At 61.0% G+C, this 21,123-nt stretch carries 17 protein-coding genes; 13 read left to right on the forward strand and 4 right to left on the reverse strand.

The annotated features are described in order from the left end of the window. The first annotated feature begins 10 nt into the window (after nucleotides 1–10). The 5 genes from AACL53_RS05010 (at nucleotide 11) to AACL53_RS05030 (ending at nucleotide 9,201) form a co-directional block, all read left to right on the forward strand. Nucleotides 11–2,164, forward strand: a complete 2,154-nt coding sequence (locus tag AACL53_RS05010; RefSeq protein WP_339083103.1) for a xanthine dehydrogenase family protein molybdopterin-binding subunit — start codon at nucleotides 11–13, stop codon at nucleotides 2,162–2,164. Further along, the gene (locus AACL53_RS05015; RefSeq protein ID WP_339083105.1) at nucleotides 2,161–3,495 is read left to right on the forward strand and encodes a cytochrome c; all 1,335 of its coding nucleotides are present in this window, start codon (nucleotides 2,161–2,163) and stop codon (nucleotides 3,493–3,495) included. The genes AACL53_RS05010 and AACL53_RS05015 overlap by 4 nt, the downstream gene beginning before the upstream one ends. 146 nt (nucleotides 3,496–3,641) lie before the next feature. Continuing rightward, nucleotides 3,642–4,664 (forward strand): siroheme synthase, encoded by a 1,023-nt coding sequence (locus AACL53_RS05020; RefSeq protein ID WP_339083107.1) that lies wholly within the window; start codon nucleotides 3,642–3,644, stop codon nucleotides 4,662–4,664. A 405-nt stretch (nucleotides 4,665–5,069) separates the two neighbouring features. Continuing rightward, nucleotides 5,070–7,172 (forward strand): OmpA family protein, encoded by a 2,103-nt coding sequence (locus AACL53_RS05025; RefSeq protein ID WP_339083109.1) that lies wholly within the window; start codon nucleotides 5,070–5,072, stop codon nucleotides 7,170–7,172. Nucleotides 7,173–7,359: 187 nt separating this feature from the next. After that, nucleotides 7,360–9,201 carry a hypothetical protein gene (locus tag AACL53_RS05030; RefSeq protein ID WP_339083111.1) on the forward strand — a complete coding sequence of 614 codons (1,842 nt, stop codon included), beginning with the start codon at nucleotides 7,360–7,362 and terminating at the stop codon, nucleotides 9,199–9,201. Here the strand turns inward: AACL53_RS05030 and AACL53_RS05035 are convergent. Further along, nucleotides 9,141–10,124, reverse strand: coding sequence for an alpha/beta fold hydrolase (locus AACL53_RS05035; RefSeq protein WP_339083113.1), 984 nt, complete (start codon nucleotides 10,122–10,124; stop codon nucleotides 9,141–9,143). The genes AACL53_RS05030 and AACL53_RS05035 overlap by 61 nt on opposite strands. 30 nt (nucleotides 10,125–10,154) lie before the next feature. Further along, nucleotides 10,155–12,362 carry a transglycosylase SLT domain-containing protein gene (locus tag AACL53_RS05040; protein WP_339083115.1) on the reverse strand — a complete coding sequence of 736 codons (2,208 nt, stop codon included), beginning with the start codon at nucleotides 12,360–12,362 and terminating at the stop codon, nucleotides 10,155–10,157. A 283-nt stretch (nucleotides 12,363–12,645) separates the two neighbouring features. Between AACL53_RS05040 and dapA the strand changes: the two genes are divergently transcribed. The 3 genes from dapA to AACL53_RS05055 are packed head-to-tail and all read left to right on the forward strand — an operon-like array spanning nucleotide 12,646 to nucleotide 14,609. Beyond that, on the forward strand, nucleotides 12,646–13,536 hold the full coding sequence (dapA, locus tag AACL53_RS05045) for a 4-hydroxy-tetrahydrodipicolinate synthase (RefSeq protein WP_339083117.1): 891 nt from the start codon (nucleotides 12,646–12,648) through the stop codon (nucleotides 13,534–13,536). Between the two features lie 23 nt (nucleotides 13,537–13,559). Next, nucleotides 13,560–14,033 carry an SsrA-binding protein SmpB gene (smpB, locus tag AACL53_RS05050; protein WP_339083119.1) on the forward strand — a complete coding sequence of 158 codons (474 nt, stop codon included), beginning with the start codon at nucleotides 13,560–13,562 and terminating at the stop codon, nucleotides 14,031–14,033. An 18-nt stretch (nucleotides 14,034–14,051) separates the two neighbouring features. Beyond that, entirely contained in the window at nucleotides 14,052–14,609 is a 558-nt protein-coding gene (locus tag AACL53_RS05055) for a peroxiredoxin (protein ID WP_339083121.1), read from the forward strand. On the opposite strand, the gene AACL53_RS05060 is transcribed toward AACL53_RS05055, so the two are convergent. Further along, entirely contained in the window at nucleotides 14,590–15,237 is a 648-nt protein-coding gene (locus tag AACL53_RS05060) for a uracil-DNA glycosylase (protein ID WP_339083123.1), read from the reverse strand. The two genes, AACL53_RS05055 and AACL53_RS05060, sit on opposite strands and share 20 nt — an antisense overlap. 45 nt (nucleotides 15,238–15,282) lie before the next feature. Further along, nucleotides 15,283–15,924, reverse strand: a complete 642-nt coding sequence (locus AACL53_RS05065) for an NYN domain-containing protein (protein ID WP_339083125.1) — start codon at nucleotides 15,922–15,924, stop codon at nucleotides 15,283–15,285. A gap of 391 nt (nucleotides 15,925–16,315) precedes the next feature. Here AACL53_RS05065 and rpoZ point away from each other — a divergent pair, with 391 nt between their 5' ends. The 5 genes from rpoZ (at nucleotide 16,316) to acpS (ending at nucleotide 20,996) form a co-directional block, all read left to right on the forward strand. After that, complete coding sequence (gene rpoZ / locus AACL53_RS05070) at nucleotides 16,316–16,780, forward strand: DNA-directed RNA polymerase subunit omega (RefSeq protein ID WP_339083127.1); 465 nt, start codon at nucleotides 16,316–16,318, stop codon at nucleotides 16,778–16,780. Between the two features lie 101 nt (nucleotides 16,781–16,881). Further along, nucleotides 16,882–19,107 carry a bifunctional (p)ppGpp synthetase/guanosine-3',5'-bis(diphosphate) 3'-pyrophosphohydrolase gene (locus AACL53_RS05075; protein ID WP_339083130.1) on the forward strand — a complete coding sequence of 742 codons (2,226 nt, stop codon included), beginning with the start codon at nucleotides 16,882–16,884 and terminating at the stop codon, nucleotides 19,105–19,107. Nucleotides 19,108–19,163: 56 nt separating this feature from the next. Beyond that, a complete protein-coding gene (locus AACL53_RS05080; RefSeq protein WP_339083132.1) occupies nucleotides 19,164–19,718 on the forward strand; it encodes a DUF2062 domain-containing protein in 555 nt (184 codons plus the stop codon). 49 nt (nucleotides 19,719–19,767) lie between these two features. Further along, the gene (locus tag AACL53_RS05085; RefSeq protein ID WP_339083134.1) at nucleotides 19,768–20,583 is read left to right on the forward strand and encodes a pyridoxine 5'-phosphate synthase; all 816 of its coding nucleotides are present in this window, start codon (nucleotides 19,768–19,770) and stop codon (nucleotides 20,581–20,583) included. Next, entirely contained in the window at nucleotides 20,580–20,996 is a 417-nt protein-coding gene (gene acpS / locus AACL53_RS05090) for a holo-ACP synthase (RefSeq protein WP_339083136.1), read from the forward strand. The genes AACL53_RS05085 and acpS overlap by 4 nt, the downstream gene beginning before the upstream one ends. The last annotated feature ends 127 nt before the right edge of the window (nucleotides 20,997–21,123 follow it).

Consider the following 21,123-nt stretch of genomic DNA (forward strand, 5'->3'; position numbering starts at 1 on the left):
GGAGGTTCCTATGCGGACAAACCTAGCCTCCGAGCCAAACCCCCTTTCTCGCCGCGATCTTCTCAAGGCGGGAGCTGCAGGCGTTTTGCTCCTCAGTTTTCGGCTGCCGATTGCGCGCGCGGCAGATGAGAGGTTTGCGCCCAATGGGTTCATTCGCGTCGGCAACGACGATGTCGTGACGCTCGTCATGCCGCAAGTCGAGATGGGGCAAGGGATTTATACGAGCCTCGGGATGATCCTGGCGGACGAACTCGACGCCGATTTCAATAAAGTCGTTCTGGAGCACGCGCCGCCGGACGAGAAGCTTTACGCCAATCCGGTCTTTCATATTCAAGCGACCGGCGGTTCGACGTCGGTGCGCGCTTTTTGGATGCCTCTTCGCAAGGCGGGCGCTGCCGCGCGAGCAATGCTCATTGGTGCGGCCGCGCAGCAATGGAAGGTTGACCCCTCGAGTTGCCGGGCTTCGAATAGCGAGGTGATCCACGATGCAAGCGGGCGTAAGTTCGGCTTTGGAGCACTCGCCGCGCAAGCGGCAACGCAGAAGCCGCCCAGCGATCCGCCGCTCAAGCCGCTCAAAGACTTCACGCTGATCGGCAAGCCGATCAAGCGCAAGGACACGCCGGAGAAGGCCAACGGTACAGCCCAGTATGGCATCGACGTGATGCCGGCTGGCGTTCAGTTTGCAACGATCGCGGAATGTCCGGTATTCGGCGGCAAAGTCGGGCGCGTCGACGACACCAAGGCCAAGGCCATAAAGGGCGTTCGTCAGGTCGTCGTGCTCGATGATCTTATCGCCGTGGTCGGCGACTCGACGTGGACTGCGATGCAGGGCCTCGATGCGCTGGACATCACGTGGGACGAGGGACCGAACGTTGCGATTGGGTCTGCCGAAGTCTGGGATGCTTTGCGGAATGCCAGCAAGGGCGGGGGCGTCGTCGCCAAAGAGCAGGGCGATGTCAAAGCCGCTTTCGCCGCCGGCGATCGATACGAAGCGGTCTACGAACTGCCGTTTCTCGCCCACGCGACCATGGAGCCGCTCAACTGCACCGTCCACTTCACGAAAGACGCCTGTGAGGTCTGGACCGGAACGCAGGTTATCGCACGCGTTCAGTCGGAGGTCGCCAAAGCGCTCGGATTGCCGACCGAAAAAGTGACGGTGCACAATTTCCTGATCGGTGGCGGGTTCGGTCGACGGCTCGAGCCCGATATGGCGGTCAAAGCCGCGCTGATTGCTCAGCACGTCGAGGGGCCAGTGAAGGTCATTTGGCGGCGTGAAGAGGACATGCAGCACGATGTCTACCGGCCAGTCTACCACGACGCGCTCGCTGCGAGCGTGAAGGACGGCAAGGTCACCGGCTGGACACAGCGGATCACAGGCGCGGCGATCATTGCCCGCTGGCTGCCTCCGGCCTTTCAGAAAGGCATCGATATCGACGCCGTCGACGGCGCGACCGATAACCCGTACGGCGTTCCCAACGTACGAGTGGAGTACGTTCGGGCGGAGGCGCCGGCGGTTCCGACGGGGTTCTGGCGCGGAGTCGGGCCGAACAACAATTTCTTCGCGAGCGAAAGTTTCATCGATGAACTCGCCCACCGGGCCGGCGCGGACCCCGTCGCGTATCGGCTCAACATGCTCGACGCTACGCCGCGCCTCAAGGCTGCCGTTCAGCTGGCTGCGTCGAAGTCCGGCTGGGGTGGTGCACTTCCTGCGCGCACCGCGAGAGGCATCTCCGCTCAAACGGCGTTCGGTAGCTTCATTGCGACCGTTTGCGAGGCGGAAGTCGATGAGAACGGCGAAGTTCGCGTGCGCCGGTTCGTTTCGGCTGTCGATACCGGTCTCCCTGTCAATCCCGACACCATCGTCGCTCAGCTCGAAGGCGGACTCATTTTCGGTCTGACAGCGGCGTTGTTCGGCGAGATAACGATCGCGAAGGGACGCGTCGAGCAGAGCAACTTCCATGACTACCGGATGTTGCGGATCAATGAGGCACCGAAAATCGAGGTGCATCTGATCTCCAGCACGGAGTATCCCGGGGGAATCGGCGAAACGGGAACGACCGCCGCACCGCCAGCGCTTACGAATGCGCTTTTCGCGGCGACAGGGGTTCGATTGCGAAGGTTGCCCATCGACCGCGACGCGCTCGCGGGGAGAAAGCCGGCATGAAGCGATCGTATTGGTTGGCGCTTCTCGCCGTTATCATACTCATCGCCGCGGTCTGGATAATCTACGTGCCGGGGCCGATGGCTTTTGCAAAGGGTGGCTCGGTCGCCCTTTCCGATTACAAGGACGGCGATCCGACGGGCGTTCCGGCGAAGCTGGCAAAAGACGATCTCGTTTCGCGCGGAAAGTATCTGACGCGCGCGGCCGATTGCGAGGCGTGTCATACGGCCAAGGGCGGCGAACCTTATTCGGGCGGCCTCGCTTTCAATCTTCCGTTCGGCACGCTCTACTCGCCGAACATCACACCCGATAAGGAAACGGGCATCGGCAATTGGACCGATGCCGATTTCCTGAAGGCCGTGCATAAGGGGATCGCACCCGACGGGTCGCGCCTTTATCCGGCATTTCCCTACACATCTTATACGATGCTGACCGATGACGATGTGCTGGCGATCAAGGCCTATCTGTTCAGCCTTGCCCCGGTCCGTCGCGAGGCCCCGCCGAACACACTTGCTTTCCCATTCAATCAACGTTGGGGGATGGTGTTCTGGTCGCTCCTCTACAATAGCGACGAGAGGTTCCGGCCCGATCCGAAACAAAGCGCAGAATGGAATCGCGGCGCCTATCTCGCCGAAGCGCTGGGTCATTGCGGTGAGTGCCATACGCCGCGCAATCTCTTGCAGGCGCTCAATAACCGCAAAAAATTCGCGGGCGCGGTGACGGCCGGGTGGAAGGCCTACAACATAACGCAAGACAATGAGACCGGCATCGGCAGCTGGGACGCGGACACGACTGCGAAGTTTCTCGCGCATGGCCACGTGGAAGGCTTCGGGACAGCTTCCGGACCTATGGGCGAGGCCATCGACATGAGCCTGATGCATTTGGAGCCGGAAGACATCAAAGCGCTCGTGACGTATTTGAAAACAATTCCGCCGATTTCCGACCCGGAGCTTCCGGTCCCCAAAACGACGCTGGCCTCGGCGTTTCCGAAAGCGCATGAGATTTCCGAAAACGAGCGCGGGGCAATGATTTTCGCGGGTGCCTGCGCGTCCTGTCACGGATGGTCGGGTGAGAGCCCCGTTCGATCGTACGCGAATTTCGTGGGTGGCCGCGCGATCAACGATCCGAGCGCGAGGAATGTCGCGCAAGCCGTGATCTGGGGCGTGACCCGCCACTCGCCCGACGGCGAGGTTACGATGCCGGCATTCGGCAAGGCGTATTCGCCGGAGGAGATTGCCGCGGTCGTCAACTACGTCACCGCGCGTTTCGGTGCCGCGAAGTCCAATATTACGGCGCAAGACGTGGTCAAAATCGGCCAGCAGGCGTCGCAGTAGGCCGCTTTCCGGGCGTCCGCGCTGGTTACGCTCGTAGAGTCTTGTTCGTTCCGCGTCCGGCCGATAGGAACACGGGAGCCTTCCGGCATCTCTTCGGCGCCGGGTTGTGGCGCGTGTGATCCTCAATGCAAGACGAAAGACAGAGCGTGTCCGATCCTGTTGCCCACCGCATCGCGGCGCTGGCGGTGCTCCCCGTTTTCTTCAAGCTTGACGGCAAGCGTGTCGTTCTGGCGGGCGGAGGTGAGCCGTCGCTCTGGAAGGCCGAGCTTCTGTCGGCGACGGGCGCAAACGTCGAAGTTTTCGCGGAGCGCTTTGCCGAAGGTTTTCGGGAACTGGCAGCGTCGCCACCCAACGGCCGGCTTGTCTTGAAGGATCGCCGATGGACGCCGGAGGATCTGAGATCCGCGGCGCTCGCTGTCGGCGCATTGGGCGACGATGCGGAGGCCGCCGAATTTGCGTCTGCCGCCCGCGCAGCCGGCGTGCCTGTCAACATCGTCGATCGTCCGGCATTCTGTGATTTTCAGTTTGGCGCGATCGTCAATCGTTCACCCCTGGTCGTCGGGATCTCGACGGATGGCGCCGCGCCCATCTTCGGCCAGGCGATCCGCTCGCTCATCGAAGGGCTGCTGCCGGAAAGCTTCAAAAGCTGGGCCGAGGCTGCGCGCGCTTTACGGCGCGATAGCGATCGCCCCGGCGACACCATGGAGAAGAAGCGGCGCTTCTGGCAGCGGTTCACGGACTTCGCGATACTCAATGCCGATCGCGGACCGACGCCGGCCGATCTCGATCAATTGATGGGCGATGTTGCGGCTGAAGACCGCCGCCACCCGGTCGTCATCATCGAAATCGGCTCGGGCGGAGCGGAAGGCCTGACACTTGGAGCCGTCAGAACGCTGCGCGGCGCCGATCATATATTCTTCGACGACAACGTTCCGGCTGCCGTGATGGAGTTCGCCCGCCGCGAAGCCCGGAGATATCCGGTCGACGCACGGGCACAAGATGCTCAGGCCGTTATCGACAACATGGTGGCGGCGAGTGCCCAAGGCGGCCGCGTCGTGCGGATCAGAATGCGCATGGCGGTTGAGGCGCGCGGGGAGGCGGACGGGGCCGGGGCATTGCGAGCTGCAGGCCTTTCGGTGGTTGTCCTTCCTCCGGGCTACGCTCCTTAGCGTGTGTCAGGTCTCAAGGGGCCTCCCGCCATCCACTGGCAGTTTTGTAAGTCCGGCCCTGTCGCCACGCCGTTGCCGCGAAGGGGTGCCAGTAAAAAGTATTAAGCGGTACTTGAGCCACAGGCTGTGATCGCTTCCGCAGGGGGCGAAAGATTTCTTTTTCTCTCAGATGGTTAGCGGACGCTGCATGAGCTCGGCGCGGCTTGGAATGGCGTTCCCACTTGTCTATACTTGGGCCGAGGGGATCCGTTCGGATCAGAGTAGGCCACGTTGGCGGGTTAGCGCATCGCTTCCCACCAATGGGTTTTGCTCGTCCGCTCCCTTTCGTCGTCTGTAAATATTCGGAGTCGCCTGCGCATGCGCTGCAATCCATCATATTGGCTTTTGGGACTCGTCCCGATTGCAATGTTGACTTGGGTTGCCGTCCAACTCGAACATGATGGTATCGAGTCCGATCTCGCCCATCGCTCGGGCGAAGCGCTGAACCGCGCGGGTTTCGATTGGGCCAGCCTTCGCTTCGTCGGCCGCGATGTCGTGCTGATGGGGAAGGCACCGGAAGAGCGCGATCCGGACAAGGCACTTGCCTCATTGGAGAACGTCTGGGGCGTCCGTGTCGCCAGCGACAGATCCGAACTCATCGACAGCGTTGCGGACTACCGCTGGTCGGTTATTTCGCCAGGCAGCGGCCCCGTGCGGCTCGCGGGAAACGTTCCGTCGGAGGACGCGAGACGGGAGCTTATCGACGCTGCCCGCAGCGCCTTTCCGGGTAGCGAAGTTGCCGACGAGATGCGCTTGGCGCGTGGCTCGATCGACCGGCGCCAGTGGCTTACGGGAGCTGTCTTCAGCGTGCGCAGCCTTTCCGGGTTGAAGCGCGGCGAGGCGGAACTCGCCAATCTCAATTTGTCGATCAAGGGCGAGGCGAAGTCATCGGCCGCTTATCGGGAGATCAAGGCGGCGCTCGCAACACGGCGACCGGCCGGTGTCGGCCTTGCGCATGAAGATATCGCGCTGCCCATCGCCCGGCCCTTCGTATGGTCGATAAAGAAGAGCGGCTCGGGGATCGCGGTCTCAGGTTTTGCGCCTTCCGATGAAGAGCGGGAGAAGCTCGGCGCGCGCACGAAATCGCTGTTTTCTACAATGTCGATCTCCGACCGCACGGATATTGCTGCCGGTGCTCCCGATGGATGGGGCAAGGCGGCTTCGATTGCGCTTGAACAGCTGGCGCAACTTCGGCTGGGCGAGGCTTCGATCGCCGATCGCGAGCTGACCTTCTCGGGCGAGGCAGCCGACGAGCAGATCGCTTCGGCCGTCAAAAAGACGTTGAAGCTCCAGGTGCCGCAAAACTTCCGGATCATCGACCAAGTCCGCTTTGCGAAGCCGGATATCGTCGTGCCGGGCGGCGGCTATGTGATGGGCATCGTGAACGAAGGTGCTAGCCTCGATCTCGTCGGCATGATGCCGAGCGAAGCGGCGCGGGCGGCGCTCATCGATGCGGTGAAGGCGCGGTTTCCCGGGCGGCAGCTGAACGACAAATCGCAGGTGGCTCCTGGCGCGCCCGACGGGTGGCAGCAGTGCGTCGTCGCGGGCCTTGCGTCGTTGCCGCGTCTCAAGAAAGGCAAATCCATCCTCACCGATCGCCGGCTCGTGGTTTCGGGTGAGACCGACGATTATGCGGCCTCGCAATCGGTTCCGGGCGATGTCAAGGCCGCCGCGGGCCAGACGTGCGAAACGACGACGAATATCGCATTCACGGGCCAGCTGAAGACTGACCTCACGTGGAAGGCGACCCGCGAAGCCAACGGCATGGTGACGATCGGCGGCGAGGCTCCGGATGATGCGTCGCGCTTGCGTCTCGTCGAGATCGCACAGCAGCTCTATGCGGGGTCGAACGTCACCGACAACATGAAGATCGTCGGCGCCGCATCTGAGCCTTGGTCGTCGGCGGCGCATCTCGGCCTCGAAGAGATGGCGCGGTTGCGCAATGGCGAAGTTACGATTTCAGGCAAGGAACTCGTTATCAAGGGAGCGGCGGAGAGCGAGCAAGTCGCTAATGATATCCGCAGCGTTCTGTCGACGGATTTGCCGCCGGGCTTCAAAAGCCGCGATGAAATCACGATCATGTCGGTCGACGAGAAGGCAGCCGACAGTTGCCAGACGCTGATGCGCCAGACGACAGCCAAGGGCACGATCAACTTCGAGCGAGCGAAGGCGGACTTGACGCCCGACAGCACGCAGACGCTGAAGGATCTCGCTCAGATCGCGAATGAGTGTCCGAACTTCAGCATTCAGATCGAAGGGCACACGGACGCCGAGGGGACGGATGAGCGCAATTCGCGGCTCGCCGATCGCCGGGCGCGCGCGGTCGCGGATTTTCTTTCACTAAACGGCGTCGATGGGCGCCGCCTGACGACGATCGGCTACGGCGCAACGCGGCCGATCGGCGACAATTCTACGGACGCAGGCCGTGCCAAAAATCGCCGTATCGAATTCACCGTCCGGGTCAACTGAGACGAACGCCGGGAAAGCAATCATGGATTATCTCTTCCTGAAATTGATCTGGTGGATGGCAGCAGCATTTGCGCTGGGGCTCGTCGCCGGGTGGATATCGTGCGGCGCCAAGAAGTCCTGAGGGGCCGAACTTGGACGTGCTGAAGAAAGTACAGGGCGAATTGTTGGGCATCCGATTAGGTAGGAAATGACGTACCTCCTGTTGCAGACATTCCTGCTTTTGCTCGCGTCGTATTTTGCGGGGGCGTTCGTTGCTTGCCTTGTGAAGAGGGTGGCCCTCGGCTCGTCTGCAGATCTGCCCGAAGGTGTCTTGGCGCCGGTGCAGCTCGAGGTGCCTGTTCGTCCGCCGGTGATGTCGCCATCGCCGCCGCCCGTTCGTGGCCGCGTGGCGCCTCGGATGCCGCAGCCTGTGGTCGCGCCGCGGGCGATCGATCCCGTGCAGCCTAAGATCGACGTCTTGCGGCGGCCGGAGCCGCGGCCCGCTCCGAAGGTGCTCGACCCTTCGCGTTTCTTGCGGGCGCTGATCGGGCCGGATGCCAACGAAGGTGTTCCCCGGCGCGCAATCGTCGAATTGCGTCCCTCGGTGTTGAAGCCCGTAACGGGGATTTATCAGCCGAAGCCGCCGGAGCCTGTGGCGCCGCCTGAACTCGAGCCGGAAGTTCCGGAGGTGATCGCGGACGCAGCGCCGCCTTCGCTGCCTGAACCGGAACCTGAGCCTGTCACGAAAACGGAACGGCCCGGCGGTCTTGCCGCGAGATTGCGTGACGCGACGACTGCTGCTGCTGCCGGCGCTGTGGCCGCCGCGAAGGCTGCAGCGGCTGCTTCCGTCATGATGCCGGGCGCGTTCTCTCGAAAGAACGTCGAGCAGGAGAAGACGGAAGCGCCGGCAGAGGCCGCGGCCGAGCCTGCGGAAGTGGCAATGGACGATGTGCCGCTCGAATCGCCGATTCTCGGATATTCCGATGCGCCGGTGTCGAAAGCGGAGACGCCAGCCGCGATCAAGCCCGAGTTGCAACCGGAGCCGGAACCGGAGCCGGAACGAGTGCCAGAGCCGGCACCCGCACCCGCGCCTAAAATCGTCGCTCCGCCGGTCTCGAAGGCCGTCGAGGGTGGGGACGACTTTCAGCGTATTCGCGCGATCGACAGCGACATCGAACAGAGGCTGAAGGCAGCAGGCGTCAACTATTTCGAAGACATGGCGGCGTGGACTCAGGCCGACGTCAAACGGTATGGGCAAGACCTGCAAATTCCCGGCCGGATCGATCGCGAGCAATGGGTCGAGCAGGCGCAAATTCTCGCCAAGGGCGGGGAGACGTATTATTCGCGCAACCGTTTGGCGGCGCTCAAGTCGAGTGCTGCGGCTACCGCACCCAAGTCCACCTCGGATAACGATCGCGGGCAAAAGGCCGAGGCGGATGGCGGCAACCCGGCGTCGCCGCCGAGCCGGCAAGAGCGGACGGATTTGTCAGGTGTGGCTGCTGCGAGCCAGGGGCGGTCGGTCGCGGAAATGGCCGCTGCTGCTGCTGCCGCAATCGCCGCTGCGTCCGCCAGCGTGACGCGCGGCTTGAAGCCCATCGAGCCGATTTCGCCGCTCTCCAAGGTCGATCCGAAGATCTCGATCCCGGCGAGGATCACGGATGCGATCAGGGAGAGGAACGGCGCCGCAGCGCCGGCTCCGGTCGTCAAAACAGAGCCCAAAGCCGAAGCTGACGCCGACGCCGACGCCGAGGCTGAAGAAAGCGCACAGCCACAGAGCGACGCCGATGGATCGCACGATGATCTCAAGCGCATCCGTGGCATCGGCGTCTTGATCGAGAAGCGGCTGAACGCCTTAGGCGTCGGCACTTACGACCAGATCGCCAACTGGACGAGCGGCGACATCGATCGCATCAGCCGAAGCCTCGAATTCAAGGGCCGGATCGAACGCGAGAACTGGGTCGAGCAGGCGCGCATCCTGGCGAGCGGCGGTCAGACCGAATTTTCGCGGCGCGTCGACAGGGGCGAGGTCGATACCAGCCGCGAGACGTGACCAAAATCGCTGCGCGATAGCGTTCCATAACGCGCTCCGTCACGCGGTTCGTCCGTCTCGGCGAAAAACGATGCGATTGCCGATATTGTCGGCGCATCCCGCAATAGCGGCGCGTGGCCTTCATCGGGAACGGTGAGGGATTTGAGCCGGGGATGGCGCTGGCGCATTTCTTCGACCGTCTTTTCCGAGAGAAGGTCGGTATTCGCACCACGGATGACGAGCACCGGGACGCGCTTCATTGCTTCGAACTGCGGCCATAGCTCCGGTATCGGGCCGTCGAGAACGGATAAACAATTCGCCAATTTTGGATCGTATCCTCGCGCGGGCTTGCCCTTCCGTTCATTGAAGAGCTGGCGGGCGACGGCTTCGAAATCCTTATCCGTCATCTTGGGAAAGTCGTGGCGAAAGAGATCGCCGACGATGCGCGTTGCGTCTTCCCAATTCTTCGCGAGCGGAACGCGGCCGACGTAGCCCGCTATGCGGGCCAAGCCTTCCGCATCGATGACGGGGCCGATGTCGTTCAACACGACCGCTCCGATCAACGACGGCTGGACGGCCGCCAACACCATGCTGACGAGGCCGCCTCGCGAGGTGCCGATGACGCCGACGTTATGCAGACCGAGCATCGTCAGGAAATCGATGACGTCCTGCGTCTCGATCGGCACGGCGTAGTTCTTCCAATTGGCGTCGTGGTCGGAAAGGCCGCGTCCGCGCGTGTCGAGCGTGAAGACGTCGCGAGGTATGGCGACTCGGCTCAAGGCGATGGCAACGTCATGAAAATCGCGGCTGTTGCGCGTCAAGCCAGCGAGGCAAAGCACGGGACGCGCGCGCGATAGAGTTTGCGGCCGGTAATGCCGGCCATAGAGGCGCAGCCCGTCGCGGCAGGTGAAGTAGATTTCCTCGAATTCTTGTCCGGTCGCCATTCGTGTGCCGTCGCCTTTGTCCTGAATGTTTCAACCGTCGTTGTTTTCAGCGACGCCTTGGGTGTCGCCCGGCATTTTCGTGTCGCCGCGATCGCGCAGGAGATCCTGCTTCAACCGAAGCGGATTTTTCATGCCGAGCCGGGCCCGGTAGATCTGGATGTTCGCCAAAACCTTCGTGACGTATTCCCGCGTCTCGGTGATCGGGATGCGTTCGATCCAGTCGATGGTATCGACGTTGGGATCGCGCGGGTCGCCGTTTTCCCGGATCCACTGCCGGGCTCGTCCGGGTCCGGCGTTGTAGCCTGCAAGGCCCAGCACATATGAGCCGCCAAAGTCATCCATGCGATCGGCGATATAGGCGGAGGCGATCATCACATTGTACGGGGGGTCCGAAAGGAGGCGAGGGATCGCACATTTGATCTTGTAGTCGCGGCATACGTGATGCGCCGTCGGCGTCATCACCTGCAAGAGCCCCTTGGCGCCTGCGCCCGAAACAGTTTGAAAATCGAATTCGGTTTCCTGGCGCGCGATGCCGAGCAGTAGCGGAAGCTCGGGCGGTGCCCGCAACGGCGCGTAACCCGGGAAGGGTTTCAGCGGATACCCGTAGGTCAGCAGGTTTTGACCCTTGCCAATAGCAACCTTGGAAATGCGCAGCGACATCTGCGGATCGCCCAGAGCATCCGCGAGATAGGCCACCATTGCGACTTCGGCTTCGGTGTTCGCCGAGTTGCGAAGGCCGGCCAGCAGCGTGCGGGTAACTTCCCGCTGGAGATTGGCCTTGCGCGCGATGACCAAGGCTCTTGCTGCGTCGGACGACAAGAGCTTTTGAATTTGATCGGCCGCCGGGTAGGCGGGCGGCGACACCTCGAGGCTCGAACGGTTCGGCTCGAGCATCTGCATTGAGAGCAAGCCGTGGAAGGTATCCGGGTTCTTCGCGGCCACTCGGTACTGCTTCACTGCCTCCGGCTTATCGCCGCGAGCGTCGGCAACACGGCCGAGCCAATAGGCTGCCTTGGCGCGGCTCAAAGGACCGTCGGCTGCCGCCGCCATATCCTTGAAGTGCCGCTGAGCAACATCGGGCTTATTGAGATATCGGAACGCGATCCACCCGGCCAAGAACGTCTGATCTTTGCGCGGATTGACCGATAGGGGGCCCGCCTCCTTGACGAGATTATAGGCGAGTTTGGCATTGCCGAGCTTTAGCGCGCCATAGGCAAGCTCGCGCCGTTCGGACCACCATTCGTCAAGCGCTGCTATTTTGTCCGGGTTGGGTGGAATGGCGAGGATGATTGCCGCAGCTTCCTCGGTTTTTCCGGCTTTCCGCAAAAGTTGCGCTTTATGAAAGGCGAGACCCGTGTCGTCGCGACTGCCGGGGGGAAGAGCATTCATCAGTGCCTGCGCATTCGACGACCGATTGAATACGGCAAGGCGCGCTGTGGCTCTTTTGCGCTCGCTCTCTGGCAGAAGCGGAATGAGGCGGTGGGCGAGAGCGACGCGGTCGGCGCGATTTCCCGCGTAGCGGACGTCGTCCGTCACCAGCCGGTCGAAACGCCATTTGTGATCGGCGGGCGACAGCAAACTGCCGAAGCGATCGAGAAAGCCGTTTTCCAATGACGGAGGAATGCTCATATCGCGCCATGCCTGCGCGGCTAGTTTTCGGGCTTCTTCCGTTTTACCGTCGGCGAGATTGGCCGAGGCTAAGGCCGCATATCCCGCGCCGGTCTGGGGCATGCCATTTTGGTAGTAGCTCTTGATGTTCGCCGCGCTGCCGCCGTGCTTGAACAGCGCTTCTTCGAAGCGCTGGGTCAGTGTTGGCCGGTCTGGCCAATCCGGATTGTCCTTTAAGAACTTCCGATAGTCCTGGGGTTCGCCGAGGCCGGACCGCAAGCGCATCCAATCAGCGAGCTTGCGGACTACAGGGTCGTTAATTTTTTCTTTCGCTTCTGCAAAGCGGCCGCCGTCGTTAGCGCGCACCGCGGCTAGCGCCTGGCGGAGGGCTTCGACGTCTCCCGAATCAGGGGAGATCGATAAAAGTGGCGCGAGGGCCGCGTCGAATTTCCGGAGCTGGTCCTTTTCGGCCGGCAGGAGCTGCGGGGGAGGCACGGGTTTCAGCGCCGATTCGGCTCCGGCGGACGCGCTCGCGAGGGCAAACCCAAGGATCGCGAAGGCCGTCGCGAATTTCGGCAGAGCGCGCGAAAGCGAGCCGATTAGTATTGTATGATTGGGGGTTAGGTGCATCGCTTCCTTTAGGATGGAACGCCCCACCCGGCCGATCTTGCGGCGGGCTTTCCGAGCGCCTAATGTCGCGCCGCTTGCCTCATCAGCAACGTTAGACCGTATTAAGCGGAGACATGGCGATTGAAGCAAGCGGTTCAATCCGTACGAGGTGGCACGCGCGTGCGGCGAGAGAGTGACCCATGGCCATAACGGCATGAGTCTTTCCACGTAGATTTTCCCGAGCAAGGCCAAGGCGCAGCATCGAGCGGTGTTCGTCACGGTCTTTTCAAGTTAAGGCGACGGCATGTTCAAAGGTTCAATTACGGCACTCATTACGCCTTTTCGTAACGGGAAGGTGGACGAAGCTGCGTTTACGCGGTTCATCGATTGGCAGATCAGCGAGGGTACGCACGGTCTCGTGCCTGTCGGAACGACAGGTGAAAGCCCAACGCTCGATCACGATGAACATAAGCGCGTCATAGAGCTCGCCGTCGAAGCCGCGAAGAAGCGCGTTCCCGTAATTGCCGGTACGGGTTCCAACTCGACCGATGAGGCTGTCGAGCTTTCGCAATATGCCGAGGAAGTTGGAGCGGACGGCGTGCTCATCGTTACGCCTTACTACAACAAGCCGAGCCAGGAAGGCCTCTATCAGCACTTCAAGGCGATCAACGACGCTATCAATATACCGATCGTCATCTACAACATTCCGAGCCGGTCGGTCGTCGACATGTCGGTCGCAACCATGGCGCGTTGTTTCGAGTTGAAGAATGTCGTCGGCGTCAAGGATGCGACGGCGAACCTCGCCCGCCCGTCGCAGACGCGTGCTGCACTGGGAACCGAGTTTTGCCAGCTCTCGGGCGAAGACGCGACGGCGCTCGCCTTCATGGCGCATGGCGGTCATGGCTGCATTTCGGTTGCCTCGAACGTTGCGCCGCGGCTCTGCGCCGAGTTTCAAAATGCGTGCATGGCCGGAGACTTCAAGAAAGCGCTGGCGCTGCAGGACCGGTTGATGCCGCTGCATGAAGTTCTCTTCATCGAGACGAACCCGGCGCCCGTAAAGTATGCCGTTTCGCGGCTGGGATTCGGGACGCCGGATATGCGCCTCCCCATGGTTCCTGTCTCCGAGGCGAGCCGCCGGGCGATAGACGCAGTCCTGCTGCGCCTCGATCTCCTCGACGCAAAAGCCGCCGAGTGACGGCTGCCGGAAAGAATTGATCGATGGCTTCGAAACGCGACGACGGCACCACGCTGGTCGCCGAGAACCGCAAGGCGCGGCACGAGTATTTCATTACCGATAGCTGGGAAGCGGGCATCCAGCTTCTAGGGTCGGAAGTGAAATCTCTTCGCCGTGGTCAGTCGAATATCGCGGAGAGCTACGCGTCGGTTGAGGATGGCGGAGTATGGCTGATCAACAGCTACATTGCCGAATATCCGGGAGCCGCGCTTTTCCCGCATGAGCCGCGCCGCAAACGGCGTCTTCTCATGCATGCGACCGAGATTCACAAAATCGGCATTGCGATCGAACGAAAAGGAATGACGCTCGTTCCGCTCGAACTTTATTTCAACGAGAAGGGCCGGGCGAAGGTCAAGATCGGTTTGGCGGAAGGCAAGAACCACGCGGACAAGCGTCAGGATGCGGCCAAGCGCGATTGGAATCGTCAGAAGGCACGCCTGATGCGAGAAAAGGGCTGAAGTCGATGGATCAACAGCGTGCCGCCAGTTGAAACTCCGAATTTTCCGTTTCCTGAGGACGACGGGGCCGCAAAGCACCTGATCGCGGGGACGCGACTTCCCGATGTCGCGCTCACGGCGACGCGAGGGGCGAGCGTCAATCTCGCCCGATATCAGGAGCGAGCCGTCGTTTTCGTTTATCCGATGACGGGGACGCCGGGTGTCGCCAACCCGCCGGATTGGGACATCATTCCGGGAGCGCACGGATCGACGCCGGAGGCCGAAGGTTTTCGCGATGCTCATGAGGAGTTCGAACTTCTCGGCTACGAGATCTTTGGGCTCAGCAGTCAATCGCCTGAGGGCCAGCAGGCTTTTGCGATGCGGGCCGGTATCCCGTATCTTCTGCTCAGCGACGAGACGTTGGCGTTCGCCGATGCGCTGAAGCTGCCGCGCTTCGAGACGGGCGGAGCGACGTATCTCAAACGTCTGACGATGATCATTCGCAACGGAGTGATCTATCGCGTCATCTATCCGGTGCAAGCGCCCGCAACGCACGCGCAGGAATTGCTGGCATCACTCAGGCCAGCTCGCGCCTGATCTCCGCAAAAACCGATCGGAACATCTCGGTCGTCAGACGGCGCGTGTTCGTATTGTAGCGCGAGCAATGGAAGCTGTCGTAGAGGACGCAATCGGGGCTCAGCTCGTGGCGCGCTCCGTGGGCAAACGGGTGGAGCGTCTTTCGTTTCGCAAGCGTTGTCAGCGTTTGATCGTGGGCTATACGACCGAGAGCCAGGATCACTTTCAATTTCGGTAAATTTGCCAAGCGAGCCTCGAAGAAGGGGCGGCAATTGGTGATTTCACTCGGCTCCGGCTTGTTCTGTGGCGGCACGCAGCGCACCGCATTCGTTATCATGCAGTCGATCAGCTTCAGCCCGTCGTCGGGGCGAGCATCGTACTTGCCCTTGGCGAAGCCGAATTCGAGCAGCGTTTGATAGAGGAGATCGCCGGCGTAATCGCCGGTGAATGGTCGTCCCGTGCGGTTGGCGCCGTTTCGTCCGGGCGCCAGGCCGACGATCAGCAAACGGGCATGGGGAGTGCCAAAGGACGGCACCGCTCCGTTGAACCACTTAGGTTCCTGGATCTCGTTTTCTTTGCGGTAGGCGACGAGCCGCGGGCAGCGCGTGCACTTTGGAGGAGGCTCGGGCCCAAAGACTATCTTGCCCATTGCCCCGGCCGCCATGCGTCGATGCTCGTGTGGAAGAAAAAGTTCTTAGACTTCTTCTTCCGCGAGGTCATCGTCTCCGAGGTAGTTGGAGTCGCGCGCAGGAGAAAGCGGAGCGCGAGCCGTATATTGGCGTGGCGAACGACCGGCGGGTCCGCCGCTCTGGGAGCGCCCAACCTGGTCTTCAAGATCGGCCAAGTCGACGAACTGGTCAGCTTGACGGCGCAACTCATCGGCAACCATCGGCGGCTGCGTTTGAAGGGTCGAGACGACGCTTACGCGCTTGCCCTTTTGCTGCAGCGCTGCGACGAGGCTGCGGAAATCGCCGTCGCCCGAGAAAATAACGATGTGATCAAGGTTATCGGACAGACGCATGGCATCGACAGCCAGCTCGATATCCATGTTGCCTTTGATCTTCCGACGGCCGGTGGCGTCGGTGAATTCCTTCGTCGGCTTTGTCACCATCGAAAAGCCGTTGTAGTCCAACCAATCGATCAGCGGACGGATCGATGAATATTCCTGCTCTTCGGCGAGGGCCGTATAATAGAGGGCCCGTACGAGCTGGCCCTTCTGCCGGAAAAGTCCGAGGAGGCGCTTGTAGTCAATGTCGAAGCCTAAAGACTTGGCGGTCGCATAGAGGTTCGCGCCGTCGATGAAGAGGGCAACTCGTTCGGTCGGATAAAAATGCATTTCTTGTTTCCTAAAAGCGGAACGGTGCGAACTAAACAGTGTCCAGTAATCTCGCTGGAAGGGGCTTCAACAGCCCGATTCTCTAATCGGCTACAAGGACTTAGGCAATTACGGCAGGTTCAGGCATCTACGGTGTAGAACTCTGCTTTCCTAACGGTTACCAGATGTGAATGCCAGTCAACAATTGTGACAATTAGTCTATTTAAACCCGATCGAGTTGGAATACTACCGGGTGAGCAATTTTGCTTTTGCTTCTCCCGTGTACTACTTGCTTAATCCACAATTTCGTGGCAAAGAGGCATCAGCGTGGCGCTGGAAGGCGGTCCGATCGGCTGTTTGCGCCCTATAATGCCCTACAACGTGCCAGTTTTACCAAGGGAAGGTTCTGCCCATGGCTCGCGTCACCGTCGAAGATTGCGTCGACAAGATTCCGAATAGATTTGAATTGGTCCTCCTCGCAGCGCACCGCGCGCGGGCAATCACCAACGGCAGCGCGATCACGATCGCCCCCGATGACGACAAGAATCCGGTTATCGCATTGCGCGAAATCGCAGAGCGAACGCTGTCGCCCGACGACATGCGCGAAACGCTGATTTCGTCGATTCAGAAAAATACCGAAGTCGACGAGCCGGAAGCCGTCGCAGCACCGTTGCTGCCGCCGGAGCGCCGCGCGCCGATGCTGGGCCGTGACGATCTTTCGTCCGATACGCAGGTCGACGTCATGACGGAAGAGCAGCTTCTTCGCGGCTTGGAGAGCATGACGCCCTTGGAGCCTTCGGCCAATATCGGATCGGGATCAGGTTCGGGTTCGGGTTCGCGCGAACGGGACCGCGATCCGCGCGATCGTTCCCGCTAATACTCTTTTCACCAGCGTCGCGACATCACGCTCGCACTGATCCACTTTAATGTGTGCTGCGTCTTCGGTTACGCTTGCGCACTGAAGGAGTGCGGCGGGTCATGATGCGGCAATACGAACTCGTCGAGCGGGTTCTCAAGTACGATCCAAAGGCGGACGAGGCGCTTCTCAATCGCGCCTACGTCTATGCCATGAAGGCGCACGGCCATCAGAAGCGTGCGTCGGGCGCGCCCTATTTTTCGCATCCGCTGGAAGTGGCGGCCATTCTCACCGATCTGAAGCTCGACGACGCAACCATTGCGACGGCGCTGCTTCATGATGTGATCGAGGATACGGATGCGACGCGAACCGAAATCGATCAGATGTTCGGGCCGGAGATCGGCAGCCTCGTCGACGGCCTGACGAAGATCAAGCGCCTCGATCTCGTTTCCAAAAAAGCGGAACAGGCGGAAAACTTCCGCAAGCTCCTCATCGCGATCTCAAGCGACATCCGTGTGCTTCTCGTCAAGCTCGCCGACCGTTTGCACAACATGCGAACGCTCGAGCACATGAAGCCCGAGAGCCGCCGGCGCAATTCGGAGGAGACGCTCGATATCTACGCGCCGCTCGCCGGCATGATGGGTATGCAGACGCTCCGTGAGGAACTCGAGGATCACGCTTTTCGCTGGCTGCATCCCGAAGCCTATGACGCGCTCACCGAAAAGCTCGCGGAGATGCGCGAGCGCAATCGCGGGCTCGTCGAAGAGATCCGTCAAGCTATCGCGCGGAAGTGCCTCGACGCCGGCATCAAGGCCGAGACGTTCGGGAGAGAAAAGAAGCCTTATGCCATCTGGAGCAAGATGAAGCATAAGCAGATCAGCCTCGAGCAACTCTCGGACATCTATGGCTTCCGGGTACTCGTGAGTTCGATCGAAGACTGTTACCGGGTGCTCGGCATCGTGCACACGACATGGAGCACAGTGCCCGGCCGCTTCAAGGATTATATATCGGCTCCGAAGCGCAACAATTATCAGTCGATTCACACGACCGTTTATGGTCCCCGTCATCAGCGAGTCGAGCTGCAAATCCGCACGTCCGACATGCAGCATATTGCCGAGTTCGGCGTCGCGGCTCACGCGCTCTACAAGGATCAGCAGCACGGCCTCGTGAACGGTCATGAGTTCGAGGGCGGCATAGACGGAGACGACAGCCCCTATGGCCGCCTCCGCGTGATGATTTCTTCGCTGCTCGAAGCTGCGAACCCGGAAGAATTCCTCGAGCATACGAAGCTCGAGCTTTTTCACGATCAGGTTTTTTGCTTCACCCCGAAGGGGCGGCTCATCGCGCTGCCGCGCGGGGCGACGCCACTCGACTTCGCATATGCGGTGCACACGGACATCGGCAACGAGGCGATCGCCGCCTACATCAACGGCCGGCATGTTCCCATCGATACGCATCTGCGGAACGGCGACGAAGTCGTCATCGAAACATCGAAGGGGCACATCCGGCCGGCCGCGTGGGAGGCCTTCGCCGTTACCGGGCGTGCGCGGGCGGCGATACGAAGAGCGGCGCGCGAAGCTGAACGGCGGCGTTTCGTCGAACTCGGGCGGCAGCTTGTCAATTCCACGCTTGCCGGACTCGAGGTCGATTACTCGGAAGAGAAGGTTAAGGCCGCGGCGCCGAAGATCGGCTTCAAGACTGCCGACGATCTACTGGCGGCGGTCGGCCGGAACGATATTCCGCTTCAAGACGTGGTTGCAGCCATCCTGCCGCAAGGGCATGCACCGGGAGACGAAGGCTATAAGCCGACACGGCGCTTTGGCCGCGCCCGGGACCAGGAAGGCTGGTTCAATATCGAAAAGGTCAACAGCCTCAAGTTCCGCACGGCCGAGATCGACAATACCACCGCGGTTTCGATCGGCGGTCCGAGCCAGGAGTTGCCGGTTGCGTTCGAGCCCGGAGGCGCGGTTCCGGGCGACCGGATCGTCGGCGTCATGGCTCCCGGCGAGGGGATTCGCGTCTTTCAGATCCATTCACCACGTCTGAAGGAATACGAAGAAGAGCATTGGATCGACGTGACCTGGGACGTCGATCCCGAGCGTCCGCAGCGCTTTCCGGCCCGAATTAGCGTCACCGCGGTCAACGCGCCCGGTTCACTGGCGGAAATCGCCAAGGTGATCGGCGAGACGGGTGGCAATATCGACAATATCAAGATGGCGCGCCGTGCTGCAGACTTCACGGTGATGCATATCGAGCTCGAGGTTTTCGATTTGGTGCATTTGAACCACATCGTCGCCGGACTCAGGGCGAAATCCGCAGTTGCGAAGGTGGAACGGCTGTTCGAGTGAGCTATTCTATGCGTTTGGATACTTGATTTCGGTAGAGTCGATAGGATCGTTGTGGGTTGAGCGAGAAACTTACAGCATCGGGAGAGCGCGACGGTCCCAGGCTGATCAATACAGCTGCCGTGCGCGCGAAAATCCGGTTCTTCTGGCGGCGAGTACTTCTTCTTCGCGCGACGCCGCATCAGGTGGCGCTCGGCTTCGCAATCGGCGTTTTCAGCGCCTTTACTCCGTTTCTCGGCATCCAGACCATTCTCGCCTTTGCGCTCGCCTTCGTCCTCCGTGTCAGTATGCCCGCCGCGATACTTGGGACCTTTGTCGGCAATCCCCTGAGTTGGCCGGCTATCTGGAGCGGGTCGTATTTCGCGGGGGCGCTTCTTCTCGGTCAGGATCCAGCCTACGCGGCCGATCATTTTACCGATACGGCCAACGCGCTCGGCGCGACGTTGAGCGCTCCTTCGCCGGAGACGCTTAATACGGCCGTCGATTATCTGTCTCCGATCGTCGAGCCGATGATCGTCGGTGGTCTTCTCGTCGGCTTGATAGCGGCGGTGTTTAGCTACTATCCTACACGGCGAGCGGTGCGCGTTTTCCAACGGCACCGCAGGCTCCACTGACCTATCGGCGGCAGGGCAGTTCTTTCCTCAACATTGGTGGCAAAAGCACGTGGCGGCTAACCGTAAGCTCCCGGAAACAGGTCAATCGAAGACGACGCCCGCTCGCGCGTTGCGGCTCGGCGTGAATATCGATCATGTCGCGACGCTCAGAAATGCGCGCGGGGGTGTTCATCCTGATCCGCTGCGTGCGGCTCACCTCGCGATCGAAGGAAGCGCCGACGGCATTACCGCGCATCTGCGCGAAGATCGCCGGCACATTTCAGATAGCGACATTACGCGGCTCAAGAACGAGCTGACGCGGCCGCTCAATCTGGAAATGGCCGCGACGGACGAGATGCTGGAGATCGCGTTGCGGCATGTGCCGAACGCGTGCTGTCTTGTGCCGGAAAGGCGCGAGGAGCGAACGACGGAGGGCGGCCTCGACGTCAAAGGATCGGCGAAATCTCTCGAGCCATTGATTGCCAAACTCAAGGATGCCGGCATTCGGGTATCGTTGTTCATCGAGCCCGATCTCAAGACGATCGAGGCAGCGTCGGCAGTCGGCGCCGACATTGTCGAGCTTCATACCGGCAAATATTGCCATCTCGCTCTCGACCACGATGCGGCTGGCGTCGCTCGCGAACTCGAGCGGCATAAGAAAGCGGCGCAAGCAGCAGCCTCGGCCGGGCTCGAGGTCCACGCCGGGCATGGCCTCACCTACAACACGGTGCAGCCGATTGCGCGCATCCCGGAAATCGTCGAGCTGAATATCGGGCATTTCCTGATCGGGGAGGCGATCTTCGGCGGCCTTTCCATGGCCGTTCGGCGCATGCGCGTCCTGATGGATGAGGCGCGAGAAGCGCTCTCCCTGCGGGGAGCGGGATGATCATAGGGATCGGCAACGATCTTTGTGATATCCGGCGGATCGAGCGAACGATCGCGCGCTTTGGCGATCGTTTCCTCAACCGTGTATTCACGGCGGAAGAGCGCCGGAAGGCATTCTCACGGGCGCATTCGGCTCGAACTTTCGCAAAGCGGTTCGCGGCAAAGGAGGCCGCTTCGAAGGCTCTCGGGACCGGATTTCGCTACGGTGTGCATCTCAAGGACATCGGCGTTGTGAATACCTTGTCCGGGCGTCCGACATTGGCGCTCACGGGGGGCGCGGCCGATCAGCTCGCGCGATTGATACCGACGGGCTTCACGGCCCGCATTGATGTCACTTTGACCGACGAATATCCGATGGCCCAAGCCATCGTGATTATTTCCGCGGTAAGAGATCAGGAAAATCAACGCGACTGACCATTTCGCCGCGGCTATAAACGTCTTGGACGCGCTAAGCTACATGGGTGGTCCGGCAGCGTCGAGTTGCTGTTATTCCTTACGTTTTTGTCAGGTTTGTAGCCGTCGTTGCGGCTCAGGGGCAAAC

This window comes from Hyphomicrobium sp. ghe19 (genome assembly GCF_902712875.1).
Lineage (GTDB): Bacteria > Pseudomonadota > Alphaproteobacteria > Rhizobiales > Hyphomicrobiaceae > Hyphomicrobium_B.